Genomic DNA, 16,190 nt, shown 5'->3' on the forward strand with positions numbered 1-16,190 from the left:
ATGGTGAAGGTGCGGGGGAATGTCAATGAATTAAAGTGAGTCCCTCCAAGCTTTCTTATATGGATTGCACTTTTTGCCTGATTTCGGTAGGATAAAGTGAAACTTCCATCAATGGGGGAAACTCGATTATCAGGATACAGTGAGACTAAAGACAGAAGGAGACTGCAATATGGGAAAACCAATACAAAGCAAAGACGGACAATTAAAGTACTTGAAGGAGCGCTTAAATATGTTTATGGAGGTGCTTGAAAACATTGATCCTGAAAGCACAGAACTGGATGACATCGATCGATTGATTGTTATCATTGATGAGCTTGAAACAAAAATTGAACAATTCAAAGCACGTGAAGAGTAAGCTCTTCATTTTATGATTTTCATGCTCTGAACATGCTAAACCCTTGTGAAGTGCCGCAGGGTTTTTCTTTTTGGCTGTTTTCGTAAAACTTTGCTGCTATGAAACAAGGTGGCTGATTTCCGCTCCAGGATGCTCGCTTTCCGCAGGGTCTCACGTGTTCCGCTAATCTAAGCTCTAAGCAGGAGTCTCGCACCTTAGGGACTTAACAATGGGATCGCCTCACAGAACACATTAAAAAAACAACAATCTTTAAGAAAGAGCCTTCTTTTTCCCCCTCATGCTGCATTTCAGTCATGCATTATAAGTGAAATGAGTATAGCCCGTATACTGGAAGATTTGGCTTAACTGCTGATTTCCGCCCTAGACGAAAAACTTCCCGGCGTCGTCTCGCCTGTGCCGAATATCTTCCATTTCAATCAGTACCTTAACAGTAAAACAGGACTCCCCGTACTAGACGGGAAGTCCTGCTTACTATTACTGAATGGAAATAATGCCGCTTTCTCCTTGTTCAGCTTTTCCTTGCTTCTTTACATGAAGCTTTGTCAGGTTCGTAAAGATAACAGGTGTAATAGTAGAAGATGCATTATTTTTTATAAAATCAAGATTGAATGTCAGGATTTCCTGGCCTTTTGCAACTCCTTCTCCTTCATTAACATGAACAGTAAATCCCTCGCCTTGAAGGTTGACTGTATCGAGGCCAACATGGATCAGGATCTCATACCCTTCTTTGGATCGAATGCCAATTGCATGCCTGGTCGGAAAGATGTTGATGATTTCACCGTCCACAGGCGAAACTACAGAGCCATTCACAGGCAATATACCAAAACCATCACCCATCATTTTTTGTGAAAATACCGGATCGGGAATTTCCTCTATCGAAATGATTTCCCCATCGATCGGCATTACAAAATTCTCATTATTCAATGGGAGCATGCCGGCTGTTACCGGCACATCCTGGCAGTCGCTGCTGTCCATACTTACAGCACTCATATCCAATCTCTTCATGGCATCAGCAACGAATTCCACTTCTGTACCGACGATTATTTGCAGATTTTTTTTATTTAACTTCATAACGCCTCTTGCTCCATGAGCTTTTAAGGAGGAATCATCTACCTTTTCCATGTCTTTCACATTCAGGCGAAGGCGTGTTGCGCAGTTATCAATATTTGAGATATTTTCTTTACCGCCAATATCATTAATAAAATGATAGGCCATCCTTTCAAACTTATCGCTGCTCAATGTGACAGGTGCAGAGGTCTCCTGTTCCTGCCCGAGTTCAATGTCATCTTCGCGGCCGGGCGTTTTAAGATTAAAGGCTTTGATTAAGAAATAAAAAACAAGGAAATAAATGATAGCATAAATTACTCCGACCAGCAGGATCAATAATGGTTTTTGTGCAATGTTAAAATTCAGCACATAATCAATGGCACCCGCTGAAAAAGTGAATCCATCTTTAATTCCGAGCAGGGAAGTTATCCACATAGAAAGCCCTGTTAATACAGCGTGCACTCCATATAGAAGGGGTGCTATAAACATAAATGAAAACTCGATGGGTTCTGTAATTCCTGTAAGGAAGGATGTAAGGGCGAGCCCTATGAACATCCCTGAAACTTGCTTTCTTTTTTCTGGCTTGGCTGCTGCAATAATGGCAAATGCCGCAGCAGGAAGACCGAACATCATGACCGGGAAGAAGCCAGTCATGTAAGACCCGGCAGTCGGATCGCCGGCAAAGAATCTGGCGATATCCCCGGCTTTACCCTGATATTCACCAAACTGGAACCAAAATAGGCTATTTAAAACATGGTGCAAGCCTAATGGAATCAGCAGGCGATTTAATAATCCAAAAAGACCTGATCCGACGGCTCCTAAATCAATCAGCCAATTTCCGACTGCGTTGATGGCATCCTGTACCGGCGGCCAGGCATATCCTGCGATTCCTGCTAAAATAACCATCGCAAGTGATGTTATGATCGGAACAAAACGCCTTCCGCTAAAAAAGCCGAGCCATTCAGGCAGCTTAATATCATGAAACCGATTATATAAAAGACCAGCAATGATCCCCGCTATAATACCGCCGAGAACCCCCATATTAATGCCCTTGTCCAACGATTTCGCGCCTTCTGTCAATACTAAATAACCAATGGCCCCTGAAAGTGCTGCAGCGCCATTGCTGTCCTTAGCGAATCCCATGGCCACCCCAATTGCAAAAATTAAGGGCAAATTTGCAAAAACGGCGTTTCCTGCATTTAGTATAAAGGGAATATCTAATAAATCAGGCTGTCCAAAACGCAGCAAAAGTCCGGCAGCGGGCAATACAGCAATAGGAAGCATTAGTGCTTTTCCGATTCGTTGCAAAAATCCTAACATATGTCCTCACTCCTATTCTTCATTGTATTAACAGTAATGAAAGCGATTAACGGAAACATCATATCATGCAAATTATGTATATGTCTATACCAATTTCAGCTAATGAAGTAATTGAAAACTGGGTTTTAACTGATTTTAAAAGGATATTATTCATGAGAATTTGTAAAACTTCAATACTGATTCTAAACTGTAGTTGAATTGCAGGGGGGAGAATCTGTAGGGGGACAGCAGACAAGATGTGCTTGGCCAATAAAAAAATAATGTTAAATAAAATTGGTATAGACGACTATAAATGGTTGATGATAAAGTAAAGATGTGAAACTGAAAGGAAGTTATGAATATGAATTCCATAGACAATCCTATTTTACTTAAAGACATTGAAATTTATACAGCCAGCAAAATTATCGATCATGGATTCATTAAAATAAAAAATCAAAAAATTATTGAGCTGGGACCTCTTGAAGACTTGGCCGATGAAGAAGATTTCAAGATTTTGAAGATACCTGGGAGCTATACCGCAGTTCCTGGATTTATTGATGTCCATATACATGGAGTAAATGGCGCTGATGTGATGGATGCAACCACAGAAGCGCTGGAGACGATGTCCGGGGCATTGCCAAAGGAAGGGACAACAAGCTTTTTGGCTACGACGATGACACAAGCAGTTAAGGAAATTGAAAAAGCGCTGCAAAACGCGGGAGAGTATATTTCAGACCGCCAAACTCCAGGCAATGCTGAGGTGCTCGGAATTCATCTGGAAGGGCCATTTGTTAATGCAAATAAAGCAGGGGCCCAGCCTGTCCATCATATAAAGGATCCTGATTTAAAGCTGTTTAAAAGCTGGGAGAACCTTGCGGGCGGCACAATCAAGCTGGTCACCCTGGCACCGGAACAGCCAGGCGGCCTTGAGATGATCCGCTATCTAAAAGAAAACGGCATTATTGCCTCTATAGGACACTCTGATGCTACCTATGAGGAAGTTATGGATGCGATTGATGCAGGGGCCAATCATGTTACACATTTATACAACCAGATGAGAGGACTTCACCATCGCGAGCCAGGAGTTGTCGGAGCGGCGTTTCTGAGAAACGAATTAAAAGCTGAACTTATTGCAGACGGAGTTCATGTACGCCCGGAAATGGCGGCGCTTGCTCTAAAGCAGAAAAGCAAAGACGGCCTGATTTTAATAACTGATGCCATGCGGGCAAAATGCCTGAAAAATGGACAATATGACCTCGGCGGCCAGGACGTTACAGTAGAAAATGGCAAGGCGGTTTTGGCGGACGGAACGCTTGCAGGCAGCATTCTGAAGTTAGGAAAAGCAGTTACGAACATTATTTCCTTTACAGGCTGCACGCTTTGGGATGCCATTAAAATGGCTTCCTCAAATCCTGCCAGGCAATTAAATATTTATGACCGGAAAGGAAGCATTGAGGCAGGAAAGGATGCAGATATAGTCATTCTTGATGAAAATCTCGAGGTATATCTTACATTATGCCGAGGGGAGATTGCATATATCAGAGGAGGAATTGCAGAATGAAAACAATTAAAGTTAAAGATTACGAAGAAATGAGCCAAAAAGCTGCCGAATACATTATTAAAAAAGTGCGCAATAACCCCAAGATTACACTTGGCCTTGCAACTGGAGGAACACCTGTTGGAACATACAGAAACCTAATTGAAGACCATGAAAAAAACGGCACCTCCTACAAGCATGTCACAACCTTTAATCTGGACGAGTATGTGGGCCTTCCTCAGGAAAATCCGCAAAGCTATCGTTCCTTTATGGATAATAACCTTTTTAACCATATTGATATTAATAAAACGGAAACACATGTCCCAAACGGAAATAAAGAGACACTTCATACAGAATGTAAAAGCTATGAAAAGACACTAATCGACCATGGCGGCGTGGATCTTCAGGTTCTAGGAATTGGAAGCAATGGCCACATAGGTTTTAATGAGCCGGGAACGTCATTTGAATCCAAAACCCATATTGTTGACCTTGCACCATCTACTATAGAAGCAAACAGCAGGTTTTTCGAAAGCGAGCAAGAGGTTCCGACACAGGCGATTACAATGGGTATTCAAACGATCATGAACAGCAGGGAAATTCTCCTTATCGTTTCTGGAGAAAATAAGAGAGATGCCCTGTTTCAGCTTTTGAATGGAGAAGAAGTGACAGAGAGCTTCCCTGCCTCGGTGCTCAGAAACCACCCGTGTGTTACAATCATTGCAGATGAAGCAGCAAGTGCAAACATCAAATATGGTATTTAAAGGAAAGGTTCGGTTGAATGGCGAATGATAAATAAAAATTCTCCTATTCCTATCTATTATCAGCTGGAGGAGCATATAAAGGATCTGATTGAAAACGGCGAGTTAAAACCGGGAGATTCGCTTCCTGCCGAAAGAGAGTATGCCGAAAAATATCAAATAAGCAGGATGACTGTCAGGCAGGCATTTACACAGCTTGTTAACGCAGGATACCTGCATCGGCTGCAGGGGAAGGGCACATTTGTATCTCAGCGGAAAATAGAACAGCCTCTTCAGGGCCTGACCAGTTTTACAGAGGATATGAAGGCAAGAGGCCTTGCGCCTGGCAGCCAATTAGTGAACTTTGAAATCATTCCTGCAGCAAGCCAGATTGCCAACACTTTATCCATTGGTGAATATGGCCCTGTTTACGAAATAAAAAGAATCCGACTGGCAGATGACGTGCCGATGGCTTTGGAGACAAACTACATTTCCGCTAATCTTATTAAAGGCCTTACAGAAGATATCGTAAACCGCTCTTTGTATGCCTATATAGAGGAACAGCTTGGCTTTCACATTGATCATGCTTCCCAGGTCATTGAGTCATCAATTGCGAATAAAATGGAAGCAAAATTCTTGAAAATCCAAACAGGTTCGCCTGTTATGCGAATTGAGAGAAATACTTTTTTGGAAGATGGCACTCCGGTTGAGTTTGTTAAATCCTCTTACCGTGCAGATCGTTATAAATTCATGATTTCTATGAAACGCTGAAACAAAAAGGTGGCAGCTCTTAATATGTTCAATCCATATTTTAAGAAAATTAAACAACTGATAGATACCGAATGAAATTGGAGCGCTTAACCACGCAGCAAGTAAAATTGCAGAGTGCATCCAAAACAATGGAATACTCCATGTTTTCGGCTGCGGACATTCCCATATGCTGGGTGAGGAGCTCTTTTACCGGGCAGGAGGGCTTGTGCCTGTCAGTCCGATTTTAATCGAAGATTTAATGCTGCATAAAGGCGCCGTACGTTCCTCTAAGCTCGAACGGCAAAATGGCCTTGGCCGGGAGTTTATGCAGCATATTTCCATAGAGCCGGGAGATGTCATGATTGTTGCTTCTACTTCTGGCAGAAATCCCGTCCCGATTGATGTGGCAGATACAGCAAGGGAAAGGGGCGCCTTTGTGATTGCAATCACTTCGCCCCGCTATGCCAATACTCAATCGTCTCGGCATAGCAGCGGGAAATACCTTTATCAAGCAGGTGATCTTACAATTGATAACCACATTGAAGCTGGAGACACACTTATGAAGGAAGAAGCACTAGATATTGGTTTTGGCTCTGGATCAACTATCATTGGAATGGCCATACTTAATGGAATCATAACAGAAGCCGTAAACATAATGATTTCAAAAGGTTTTACACCACCTATATTTAAAAGCGGCAACGTGGACGGTGCAATGGAGCATAACCGCAAGCTGATTGACCGCTATAAAAACAGAATTCCGATGCTGGAATCCTGACTAAAGATGAGCAGATGCTCATCTTTTTTTTAGGCTGTTTTCGTAAACTTTGTTGCTATGAAAAAAGGGGGTTGATTTCCGCTCCAGGATGCTCGCTTTCCGCGGGGCAGGCGGTGAGCCTCCTCGGCTGAGCCTGCGGGGTGTCACCTTCCCGCTAATCCCGCAGGAGTCTCGCACCTTACGCTCCAATCAACCTGACTTAACAATGGGAACGCCTCACATAACAAATTAAAAAAACAACAATCTTTAAGAAAAGAGCCTTTTTTTATGATTCCAAGCAGCACGGCGAAAAACAGCAAACAGTCCCAAACATCATCTTTTCGAAATAAAACGTTAGATGTATAATGAAACGGGGAAATGACTAAATTTTCTTAAGTTTATGTTCTAAGCATTCAGCACAGGGGAATGACCAAGAGGGGGAAATGCAGTATGAATATCGAGAAATTTCAAGAAAGCATGTACAGCTTAATTGTGGAAACGTCTACAAACCTTCCGAAAGATGTGCGCAGAGCCATTAAACAGGCGAAGCAGCTTGAAAATGCGGGAACCCGTTCTGCCATGAGTTTATCAACCATCACTGAAAATATAACAATGGCAGATGACAATGTATCGCCGATTTGCCAGGATACAGGTCTGCCGACTTTTAAAATCAAAACGCCGGTTGGGGTAAACCAGCTTGAAATTAAAAGTGCGATCAAAAATGCAATGGTATTGGCTACAAAAGCTGGTAAGCTTCGCCCAAATGCAGTTGATTCATTGACAGGGGACAACAGCGGAGACAATCTTGGCGAAGGATTGCCAGTCATGAAATTCGAACAATGGGAAAAGGATTATATAGACGTCCGCCTGATTTTAAAGGGCGGCGGCTGTGAAAATAAAAACATCCAGTATAGCCTGCCGTGTGAACTGGAAGGACTTGGAAAAGCAGGACGTGATTTAGACGGAATCCGTAAATGCATTCTTCATTCTGTGTATCAGGCTCAGGGACAAGGGTGCAGCGCAGGATTTATCGGAGTGGGCATCGGCGGTGACCGTTCATCCGGCTATGATTTGGCCAAGCAGCAGCTTTTCAGGAGCAATGAGGATGTTAACCCGCATGAAGATCTTAGAAAGCTTGAAGAATATATTATCAAAAACGCCAACGAGCTTGGAATCGGAACCATGGGCTTTGGCGGGGAAACGACTCTTTTAGGCTGCAAAATCGGCGTCATGCACCGTATACCTGCAAGCTTCTTTGTATCTGTTGCCTATAACTGCTGGGCTTTCCGCAGGCTTGGAGTGACCATCCATCCGGAAACCGGGGAAATCAATGAATGGCTATATCAGGAAGGCGAAAAAATTGACTTTGGAGCTGAAAGAGAAACAGCTGACATTGAATCAGCAGCTGCAGCAGAGGCTGAAGCACCGGCCAGCCGTGAAGTGGTATTGACTGCTCCGATCACGGAGGAACAGATCCGTGAATTAAAAGTAGGCGATGTAGTCCATATAAATGGAATGATGTACACAGGACGCGATGCAATCCATAAATATCTGTCCGAACATGATTCACCTGTAGATTTGAATGGCCAGATCATCTACCACTGCGGTCCGGTCATGCTAAAAGACCAGGAAGGCAAATGGCACGTAAAAGCTGCCGGCCCTACAACAAGCATTCGTGAAGAGCCGTATCAAGGAGATATCATGAAAAGGTTCGGCATCCGCGCTGTAATCGGAAAAGGCGGGATGGGCCCTAAAACGCTTGCTGCCCTGCAGGAGCACGGAGGCGTTTACCTGAACGCTATCGGGGGCGCAGCACAATATTATGCAGACTGCATCAAGTCTGTTGAAGGTGTCGACCTAACACAGTTCGGCATTCCGGAAGCCATGTGGCACTTAAAGGCAGAAGGCTTCACGGCAGTCGTGACCATGGATTCCCACGGAAACAGCCTGCATAAAGACGTACAGCAATCCTCACTTGAGAAGCTGTCACAGTTTAAAGAGCCTGTGTTTAAATAAAGAACCGTCAGTGAAAAACGTCAGCTTCCCTATCAGGAGCTGGCGTTTTTTTTATGGGGAATTACAACATAAAACACAATTGGCCCGAACATATAATCTGGCTCTAATAGAAGGTGATTTCGCTCGATTCATAGAGGAATTGGCTCTAATGGAGCTTGATTTGGCACTATTATCCAAATGAATGGAAATTAGCTGCTGATATTCTTTTTTAAAAAAACAGCTCTCGCCCGGACAAACATAAGAGCTTGTACATAAGGTATAGAGAAAGGAGAGTGATTACTACATGAATAACAATTACAAGCATAACAATTACATCTTATACTTTCTTGCCATCTTGAGCGGCTTTGCTTTGGTTATTCTTCCGGGACTAGTGACAGCTGGTGCGCTTGCTTCCTTCGTTGCGTCCATCGCCCCTGTTGCTATTAGCATTGGCTTGATTACTGTTGTTGTTTTCTCTCTTGTTTTAATTTATTTGGCATTTAAATCACTATTTGCCTAAGAAATAAAACGGGGGCTCTATATTCAAAATAGGGCCCTTTTCTATGCCGTATATTTTCCCTCCAACTCCAAACAATAAAAAAAAGAAATGGATGGAGGAAATAAGATGAAGAAATATATTCTCCTGATCATGCTGTTCATACTGCTGCCTTTGCACGCAAATGCCGGGCCGTCTAATACATCTTATAACTGGGGTTTTAATAAAGGGAAAAACGGACAGCCGGCTGAAGCAGGGACCAGGTACGATAACATGATAAAAAAATATGGTGCAGTCTATAAAGGGGATTCTGCTAAAAAAGAAATTTACTTAACATTTGATAATGGCTATGAAAACGGCTATACCGGAAAAATTCTGGATGTTATGAAAAAGCAACATGTGCCTGCCGCATTTTTTGTAACAGGACACTACTTAAAATCAGCTCCAGACCTTGTGAAAAGGATGGCGGCGGAAGGGCATATTGTCGGGAATCACTCTTGGAGCCATCCAGATATGTCAAGAACCGCAGATGATGTCATTAAATCCGAGCTGCAAAAGGTAAAAGATGAAACACAGAAAATCACGGGACAAAAAACGATGAGCTACTTAAGGCCTCCGCGAGGGGTGTTCAGTGAGCGGACTATGGATGTTGCCAGAAAAGAGGGGTATTATCATATTTTCTGGTCTCTTGCTTATAAAGATTGGATTACCGATGAGCAAAAGGGTGCGCAATATGCACATGATGCTGTAATGAAGCAAATTCATCCTGGAGCGATTTTGCTGCTTCACACTGTTTCCAAGGATAACGCGGACGCTCTGGACTCGATCATCACGGATTTGAAAAAACAGGGCTATGTATTTAAAAGCCTTGATGATTTAATGATAAAAGATCAATTGCCGGATAAAATGCTTTATTGATGAAGCGGCATTAAAGTGCAAGAGCTGTCTCTTTGCTTTGATGCCGTTTTTTCTATTGAGCTTATTATTGATGGAGACAAGTATTATTGCCGGAAACATGCTATAATACGTGGAAAACTGCTAAAGGAAGATGACTGTGTGGACTGAAAAATTATCGGTGCAGGCCCCTTATAACTTTGAACTGGTTCTTGAACGCCTGCTGCTTGATCCGCTGCATGCAGTGGACGTGGAAAACAAAACTGTTAAGGTCCCTCTTACTATAGAAGGAAATCCTCTGGTGTTCACAGTAAAAAGCCTGGGAAATACAGAGGAACCGCTCTTTGAAATTCATGGTGAAACAACGGAATTTAAAGACATGGCACTGCAGCGCATAAAGAAAATTTTTCATTGGCATCAGCCTTTGCATACAATAGCTTTGCATTTCGAGGGCTCGGATTTAAAAGAAATATTCGCTGAACATCGCGGAACGGCCATCGTTCTAGATTTTGATTATTACAGCTGTTTAGTTAAATGCATTATCCATCAGCAATTGAACCTTGCCTTTGCCCATACCCTTACGGAGAGGTTTGTGCATGCATTCGGCTTTCAAAAGGACGGGGTATGGTTTTACCCTTCTCCTGAAACAGCTGCCGCACTGACAGTTGAGCAGCTGAGAGAGCTTCAATTCAGCACCCGAAAAGCAGAGTACGTGATTGGGCTTTCTGGTCTGATTGCAGATGGTAGCTTGAATCTTGAGGAACTGGCTCAAAAGCCAGATGAAGAAATCATCAATACATTAATAAAGATACGGGGGATTGGAAAATGGACAGCCGAAAACTTTCTTTTATTCGGTGCAGGGCGTCCTAATCTTTTCCCAAAAGCAGATATCGGCATCCAAAATGCGCTGAAGCAATTATACGGACTGGATGTTAAACCAAATCAGGATGAAATGGAAAGCTACAGCAAGAGCTGGGCGCCATTTTTAAGCTATGCTTCCCTTTATTTATGGAGAAGCGTTGAAAAACGGAGTGAGAAGAAATGAAAACAGATGAAAACCAATTGGAAGTTAACCAAACCTTCCCGTTAACAATAAAAAGACTGGGCATTAACGGTGAAGGAGTCGGCTATTTTAAACGAAAAGTCGTCTTTGTGCCAGGAGCTCTTCCAGGGGAAGAAATTGTGGCTGAAGCTGTTAAAGTACAGTCTAAATTCTCAGAAGCAAAGATTAAAACAATACGCAAACCTTCCCCAGACCGCATCAACCCTCCTTGTCCGGTGTATGAAGAGTGCGGCGGATGCCAGCTTCAGCATATGAGCTACAGCAGGCAGCTCGCAGAAAAACGTGATATTGTGATTCAATCCATGGAGCGTTACGGTAAAGTTTCATTGGACTCGTTAAATATCAAAGAAACGATTGGTATGGAAGATCCGTGGTTTTACCGTAATAAAAGCCAGTTCCAGGTCGGCCTTAAAAACGGAAAAGTGATTGCTGGGCTATATGGACTGAATTCACATGATTTGATTGATATCCCTAATTGCATTGTACAGCACCCAAAAAGCAATAAAGCAACAAGGATGATTAAGAAAATCCTTACAAATCTTGGCATTTCAATTTATAACGAGAGAAAGAAAAAAGGCGCTATCCGGACAATCATCACCCGTGTAGGATTTGAAACCGGCGAAGTCCAGGTCGTGCTTGTCACAAACACGGAAGAGCTGCCGCAAAAGGATAAACTGATCGAATTGATCAAAAGTCAGCTGCCTGAAGTAAAGTCCATCATTCAAAATGTTAACAACAAAAATACATCCCTGATTTTTGGAGACAAAACGATCCTGCTGGACGGGGAACAGGTGATCACCGAAACACTTGGAGACCTATCGTATGAGCTGTCAGCACGGACATTTTTCCAGCTGAATCCGATCCAGACGGTTAAATTGTACGATGAAGTCAAAAAGGCAGCAGCTTTGACAGGCACTGAAAAAGTTGTTGATGCTTACTGCGGAGTCGGCACAATCGGTCTATGGCTTGCAGGCGATGCCAAGGAAGTCCGGGGAATGGATACGATCAGAGAATCCGTTGAAGACGCAAGGCAAAACGCAAAACGCCATAAAGTAAACAACGTAAAATATGAAACAGGAAAAGCAGAAAATATCCTGCCGCGCTGGGCCAAAGAAGGATGGAAGCCAGACGTGCTCGTTGCCGACCCGCCAAGAAGCGGCTTAGACGACAATCTGCTGCAAACGATCCTGAAAGTACAGCCGAAGAAAGTCATATACGTATCCTGCAATCCATCCACACTTGCAAAGGACCTTCAGATCCTGAGCAAGAGCTACAAAGTAAAATACATGCAGCCGGTCGATATGTTCCCGCAGACAGCCCATGTGGAAGTTGTAACGGAGCTGGAGAAGCTGTAAACAATGTACTTGCGGACAAGGTAAGAAACAAACGGAAAGAAAGGATGGGAACGAAACCCATCCTTTTTTCTGTTTTTTCATTGTTTATCAATTTGGAGATGAATTTTGGAAGTATGTTAAGTTTTATTTTTCTTAACAGCTTCATAAACAATTTGCTGCTTACTATTTGTAGGCTGTTTGCCATCGACAAAATCAGCTGAAATCACTACTTCGGAAAAGCCAATCTTCTCCAAAACTAATTTCAATTCCTCAACACCGTACCAACGTAGGGCAAAACGCTGTAATTCAGTTTGAATAAGTTTTCCTTCCCGCCATTTCTCATATTTTAAATACGAAACCTTGTATTGGTTAAGAAAGTCAACTTCCACTAGTTTCCTTTCCAGAGTGATGATGTCACCATTAGAAACGTGAAAAGTGGAAGTTCCCTCAAAACTTCCTGCTTGAAGATTGTCGTCTGGTATGAAAAGATCAAGTAGTAATCTTCCGCCAGTTTCAAGGTGCTCATAAATTTTCTTTAAAACCTGAATGGAGTCCTCTCGATTTTCAATTAATAAAAATGACCCAGCGGGAATGATGATAGCATCATATTTATGGGCTAATGATAATTCCCTTAAATCTGCTTGATATAAGTTCGGACTTAACTCATGCTCTTCACAGCGCTGTCGGCAAGAAGCCAGCATCTCAGGAGAGTAGTCGACTCCATCCACATTAAGACCAGCTTCTAAAAGAGGAATAATTACACGCCCTGAACCAACCATTGCTTCTAGAATTGGCCCTTTACAGTTTTTTAACTTTTCTAGATAAAACTCTATATCACCGCCGATTGATTGTCCTGTTTTTTTCGTTAAATCATAAACCTCTGTGCAAAGCTCACCGTAATAGCTAAAAGACATATATGTACCCTCCGTTTTTCGTTTTTACTGAAGGGTGAAAGGCAATAAAATTAACTAAGCCTTCAGTACCTCCATTTCGTTATGATGTATTTTCGAAAGTGCTATCATTTAAACCACTCGCTTTCTAAATGTAATATGATAACCTTAACATAAATAAAAAATTCAGACGATTTGTATCGTGTTAGTTTCTTTGTCTGTTTCGTAACCCTGGTACAAGGGGGTGACGTCCACTTCAGGATACTCGCTTTTCGCTAAAAATCATGCAACTTATCGAAATCATGCAACTTTGCTTCAGAATCATGCAATTTTGCTTCAGAATCATGCAGCTTTACTTCAAAATCGTGCAACATTACTATATAATCATGCAACTTCTCTTCAGAATCGTGCAGTTTTTCATGAAAATCTGAAGTTAGTATAAAAAGTGGACACAGGTAGTGGCGTCATGTTTAACTCTATACAACTACAAAAAGGGTGTGTATAAGCATGGCAAAAGATCAGAAAAAGTACCCGGCAGAATTTAGAGAATATGTGTGTAAATTAATCCATTTAGATGGACGGAAACTCGTGGATGTAAGCAGTGAACTCGACATTTCGTATAGCACACTTCAGAAGTGGATCGGCGCCTATCGTAAAAAGCAGAATCAGATAGAAAAAGAGAAACAAAGCCCTTATCTAACTGCTTCTGAATACAAAGAATTGTATGAAGCTGAAAAGGCGAAAAAATTAGAATTGGAAGAGGAAAACGATATTTTAAAAAAGGCTATGCACATCTTCACGCAAGAAAAGAAGTAAGATTTCGGTTTATATATCAAAATAAAAACGATCATACTGTCGTGAAGATGTGCGAAGTCTTGAATGTATCCACTTCTGGCTATTATGCCTGGGAACTTCGATTGGACAAGGAGGAAACGGAAAGGCAGCGATGGAGACGCCATCTTGATGAGCAAATCCGCTATCATTTCCACGACAACCTTGGTACGTATGGAAGCCCGAGAATCTATCAAAAACTAATCGAGGTGGATGACATTCAAGTCTCACTTAAAACGGTAACGAACCGCATGAGAGAGATGGGCTTATATGCCACTCCGCCAACTCGATACATTCAGACCACTGATTCGGATCACCAGCAGCTTGTGTTCAAGAATGAGCTGAATCGTAAATTTAAGCCTAATGAACCAAACCGTGTTTGGGCAACAGACATCACCTATATTCATACAGGGGAAGGATTTCTCTATTTAAATCCTGTTTTAGATCTGTTTTCTCGCCGGGTGATCAGCTATAGAATGGGTGACCGCATGGATGCCGAATTGCCGTTAAAAGCATTAAAAGAAGCGCTTGAAATTCGCCAGCCCGCTGAGGGATGGATTCACCATTCAGACCAGGGAAGCGTGTACTGTTCAAAAAAATATACCGAAGCCCTGAAGGGGGCCAAAGCGACCATTAGTATGAGCCGGAAAGCAACTCCTTATGATAACGCTTGTGTAGAATCGTTTTTTGCCTCCCTGAAAAAAGAGTATTTGTACAAGTTTGTGTTTAAGACAAAAGCAGAAGCCATGGGCGCCATCCAGTTTTATATTCAGTTTTATAATCGTAAAAGGATCCACTCGACATTAGAATACACCACTCCGATTGAGTACGAAAAGGCGTACAAAGAGGCACAGCGTTTAAACGCCACTGAGGAAAAATCGCCCTCTGCCTGAAGGATTCATTGTTTTTCAAATGATTCCTTCAGGCAGAGGCCTCCAAGCGGAGTGAAAACGAAGCGCGGAAGAAAAAAGTACGCCTCTACCTGGCATATAAGTGTCTACTTTATTGACAGAAGTCCAAATCGTGCAACTTTACTAATCCCGCATAAGTCTCGCACCTTTCGCTTCATGCAGCTCAGCAAACTTTAAAAAAAGATTAAATGGTTCAGAAGATTACTTAGTAAAGCAGCATACCAGTATCAAATGAATTCGTCATTTAGTAAGTAAGCAGGGCATTTTTCTTCTTCAAGAAGGTTTTTTATCTATTGATAGAGAAGACTTTATGGGGCTTTTATGACATTTTAAAGTATAGGGAGGAAATATGTTTAACTGCAAAATTTTAACGTTACCAGCTTACCGGGCAGTTGGATTGAAATGGGAGGGTACATTTTCAGAAATTGTACCTGATTTAAAAAAGGTAATTCAGCAATGTGAAGATCGAGCTAATGAATTAGAATATAGGGAAAATCCGAGCGTTCAATTGGGCTTATCTTATCATGTGATTGAAAATGGATTTATACATTACGCTGTGTATAAAGTAAGTGAGGAGCAGGAGATTCCTGATGGAATGATTGAAATAAGGGTTCCTGAATGGACATATGTGAAAACGACACATGAGAAAGGAAAAGATATAAAAAAGACATATGAGGAATTACATCAATGGTTATTTGCCAGTGATTATACTATAGTGAAAGAACCTGATGTAGAATACTATGATCCTTACATGCCAATTAAACATGAGTATTGTCCAGTTGATCATGATCCTAATGATCCGCATTTTGATATCTATATACCAATTGTGAAAAATTAATTGTTTTCAGCACAATGCGATCCTTTAATAATTAAGGATCGCATTTGTTATTGGGGCAAAATGGAGTGTCTGAAAACGTGTCTTTCTAAAAGGCTGTTTTCGTGTACGTTGTTGCTGATCTGAACAAGGGGCTGATTTCAGCTTCAGGATGCTCCGCTTTCAGCGGGGCGTGCGCTGAGCCTTCTCGACTTGCGTCTGCGGGGTCTCATCTGTCACGCTGATCCCGCACCTTTCGCTCCAATCAACCTGCTTTAACAATGGAATTGCCTCGAGAATTTATTAAATAAAAAAACCAATTATAACCCCTTCTTAGCTTCTTCAAAGGGAACGAATCTTCTCTAACTTAAAGAACTACTTACAGTTAAGTAAATATCCTCCAGAACCTGACTGTTATTTTGTTAGAAAAAATTTTTCCATCCTGCTTCTTTTTCCTGTCAAAACACTGCCAATTAAGGAGTC

General features: G+C 42.0%; 15 protein-coding genes. 13 read left to right on the forward strand and 2 right to left on the reverse strand.

Annotated features, from left to right (window positions below; genetic code table 11):
• The first annotated feature begins 169 nt into the window (after window positions 1-169).
• Window positions 170-355: an SE1561 family protein gene (locus ACN6MY_RS05830; protein ID WP_419883143.1), complete on the forward strand. Its 186-nt coding sequence runs from the start codon at window positions 170-172 to the stop codon at window positions 353-355.
• A gap of 474 nt (window positions 356-829) precedes the next feature.
• On the opposite strand, the gene nagE is transcribed toward ACN6MY_RS05830, so the two are convergent.
• Entirely contained in the window at window positions 830-2,722 is a 1,893-nt protein-coding gene (gene nagE / locus ACN6MY_RS05835) for an N-acetylglucosamine-specific PTS transporter subunit IIBC (RefSeq protein ID WP_419883144.1), read from the reverse strand.
• Between the two features lie 340 nt (window positions 2,723-3,062).
• Here nagE and nagA point away from each other — a divergent pair, with 340 nt between their 5' ends.
• The 9 genes from nagA (at window position 3,063) to rlmD (ending at window position 12,282) form a co-directional block, all read left to right on the forward strand.
• The gene (gene nagA, locus ACN6MY_RS05840) at window positions 3,063-4,262 is read left to right on the forward strand and encodes an N-acetylglucosamine-6-phosphate deacetylase (protein ID WP_419883145.1); all 1,200 of its coding nucleotides are present in this window, start codon (window positions 3,063-3,065) and stop codon (window positions 4,260-4,262) included.
• On the forward strand, window positions 4,259-4,999 hold the full coding sequence (gene nagB, locus ACN6MY_RS05845; protein WP_419883146.1) for a glucosamine-6-phosphate deaminase: 741 nt from the start codon (window positions 4,259-4,261) through the stop codon (window positions 4,997-4,999). Before nagA ends, nagB begins: the two co-directional genes overlap by 4 nt.
• Before the next feature lie 24 nt (window positions 5,000-5,023).
• On the forward strand, window positions 5,024-5,746 hold the full coding sequence (locus tag ACN6MY_RS05850; RefSeq protein ID WP_419883147.1) for a GntR family transcriptional regulator: 723 nt from the start codon (window positions 5,024-5,026) through the stop codon (window positions 5,744-5,746).
• Between the two features lie 76 nt (window positions 5,747-5,822).
• Window positions 5,823-6,500, forward strand: a complete 678-nt coding sequence (locus ACN6MY_RS05855) for an SIS domain-containing protein (RefSeq protein WP_419884086.1) — start codon at window positions 5,823-5,825, stop codon at window positions 6,498-6,500.
• A 429-nt stretch (window positions 6,501-6,929) separates the two neighbouring features.
• Window positions 6,930-8,495 carry a fumarate hydratase gene (locus ACN6MY_RS05860; protein ID WP_419883148.1) on the forward strand — a complete coding sequence of 522 codons (1,566 nt, stop codon included), beginning with the start codon at window positions 6,930-6,932 and terminating at the stop codon, window positions 8,493-8,495.
• 283 nt (window positions 8,496-8,778) lie between these two features.
• Window positions 8,779-8,994, forward strand: coding sequence for a hypothetical protein (locus tag ACN6MY_RS05865; protein ID WP_090990709.1), 216 nt, complete (start codon window positions 8,779-8,781; stop codon window positions 8,992-8,994).
• A gap of 105 nt (window positions 8,995-9,099) precedes the next feature.
• Window positions 9,100-9,888 carry a delta-lactam-biosynthetic de-N-acetylase gene (gene pdaA / locus ACN6MY_RS05870; protein ID WP_419883149.1) on the forward strand — a complete coding sequence of 263 codons (789 nt, stop codon included), beginning with the start codon at window positions 9,100-9,102 and terminating at the stop codon, window positions 9,886-9,888.
• 136 nt (window positions 9,889-10,024) lie between these two features.
• Window positions 10,025-10,909, forward strand: coding sequence for a DNA-3-methyladenine glycosylase family protein (locus tag ACN6MY_RS05875; RefSeq protein WP_419883150.1), 885 nt, complete (start codon window positions 10,025-10,027; stop codon window positions 10,907-10,909).
• Window positions 10,906-12,282, forward strand: coding sequence for a 23S rRNA (uracil(1939)-C(5))-methyltransferase RlmD (gene rlmD / locus ACN6MY_RS05880; protein ID WP_419883151.1), 1,377 nt, complete (start codon window positions 10,906-10,908; stop codon window positions 12,280-12,282). The genes ACN6MY_RS05875 and rlmD overlap by 4 nt, the downstream gene beginning before the upstream one ends.
• A gap of 116 nt (window positions 12,283-12,398) precedes the next feature.
• Here the strand turns inward: rlmD and ACN6MY_RS05885 are convergent, their stop codons facing one another.
• Window positions 12,399-13,175: a class I SAM-dependent methyltransferase gene (locus tag ACN6MY_RS05885; protein ID WP_419883152.1), complete on the reverse strand. Its 777-nt coding sequence runs from the start codon at window positions 13,173-13,175 to the stop codon at window positions 12,399-12,401.
• 483 nt (window positions 13,176-13,658) lie between these two features.
• Between ACN6MY_RS05885 and ACN6MY_RS05890 the strand changes: the two genes are divergently transcribed.
• The 3 genes from ACN6MY_RS05890 (at window position 13,659) to ACN6MY_RS05900 (ending at window position 15,731) form a co-directional block, all read left to right on the forward strand.
• The gene (locus ACN6MY_RS05890) at window positions 13,659-13,967 is read left to right on the forward strand and encodes a transposase (RefSeq protein ID WP_419881538.1); all 309 of its coding nucleotides are present in this window, start codon (window positions 13,659-13,661) and stop codon (window positions 13,965-13,967) included.
• Window positions 13,904-14,875, forward strand: coding sequence for an IS3 family transposase (locus ACN6MY_RS05895; RefSeq protein WP_419884087.1), 972 nt, complete (start codon window positions 13,904-13,906; stop codon window positions 14,873-14,875). The genes ACN6MY_RS05890 and ACN6MY_RS05895 overlap by 64 nt, the downstream gene beginning before the upstream one ends.
• A 367-nt stretch (window positions 14,876-15,242) precedes the next feature.
• Entirely contained in the window at window positions 15,243-15,731 is a 489-nt protein-coding gene (locus ACN6MY_RS05900) for a GyrI-like domain-containing protein (protein ID WP_419883153.1), read from the forward strand.
• The last annotated feature ends 459 nt before the right edge of the window (window positions 15,732-16,190 follow it).

The sequence above is a fragment of the Peribacillus sp. B-H-3 genome (assembly GCF_048572925.1).
In the GTDB taxonomy this organism is placed as follows: Bacteria; Bacillota; Bacilli; order Bacillales; family DSM-1321; genus Peribacillus.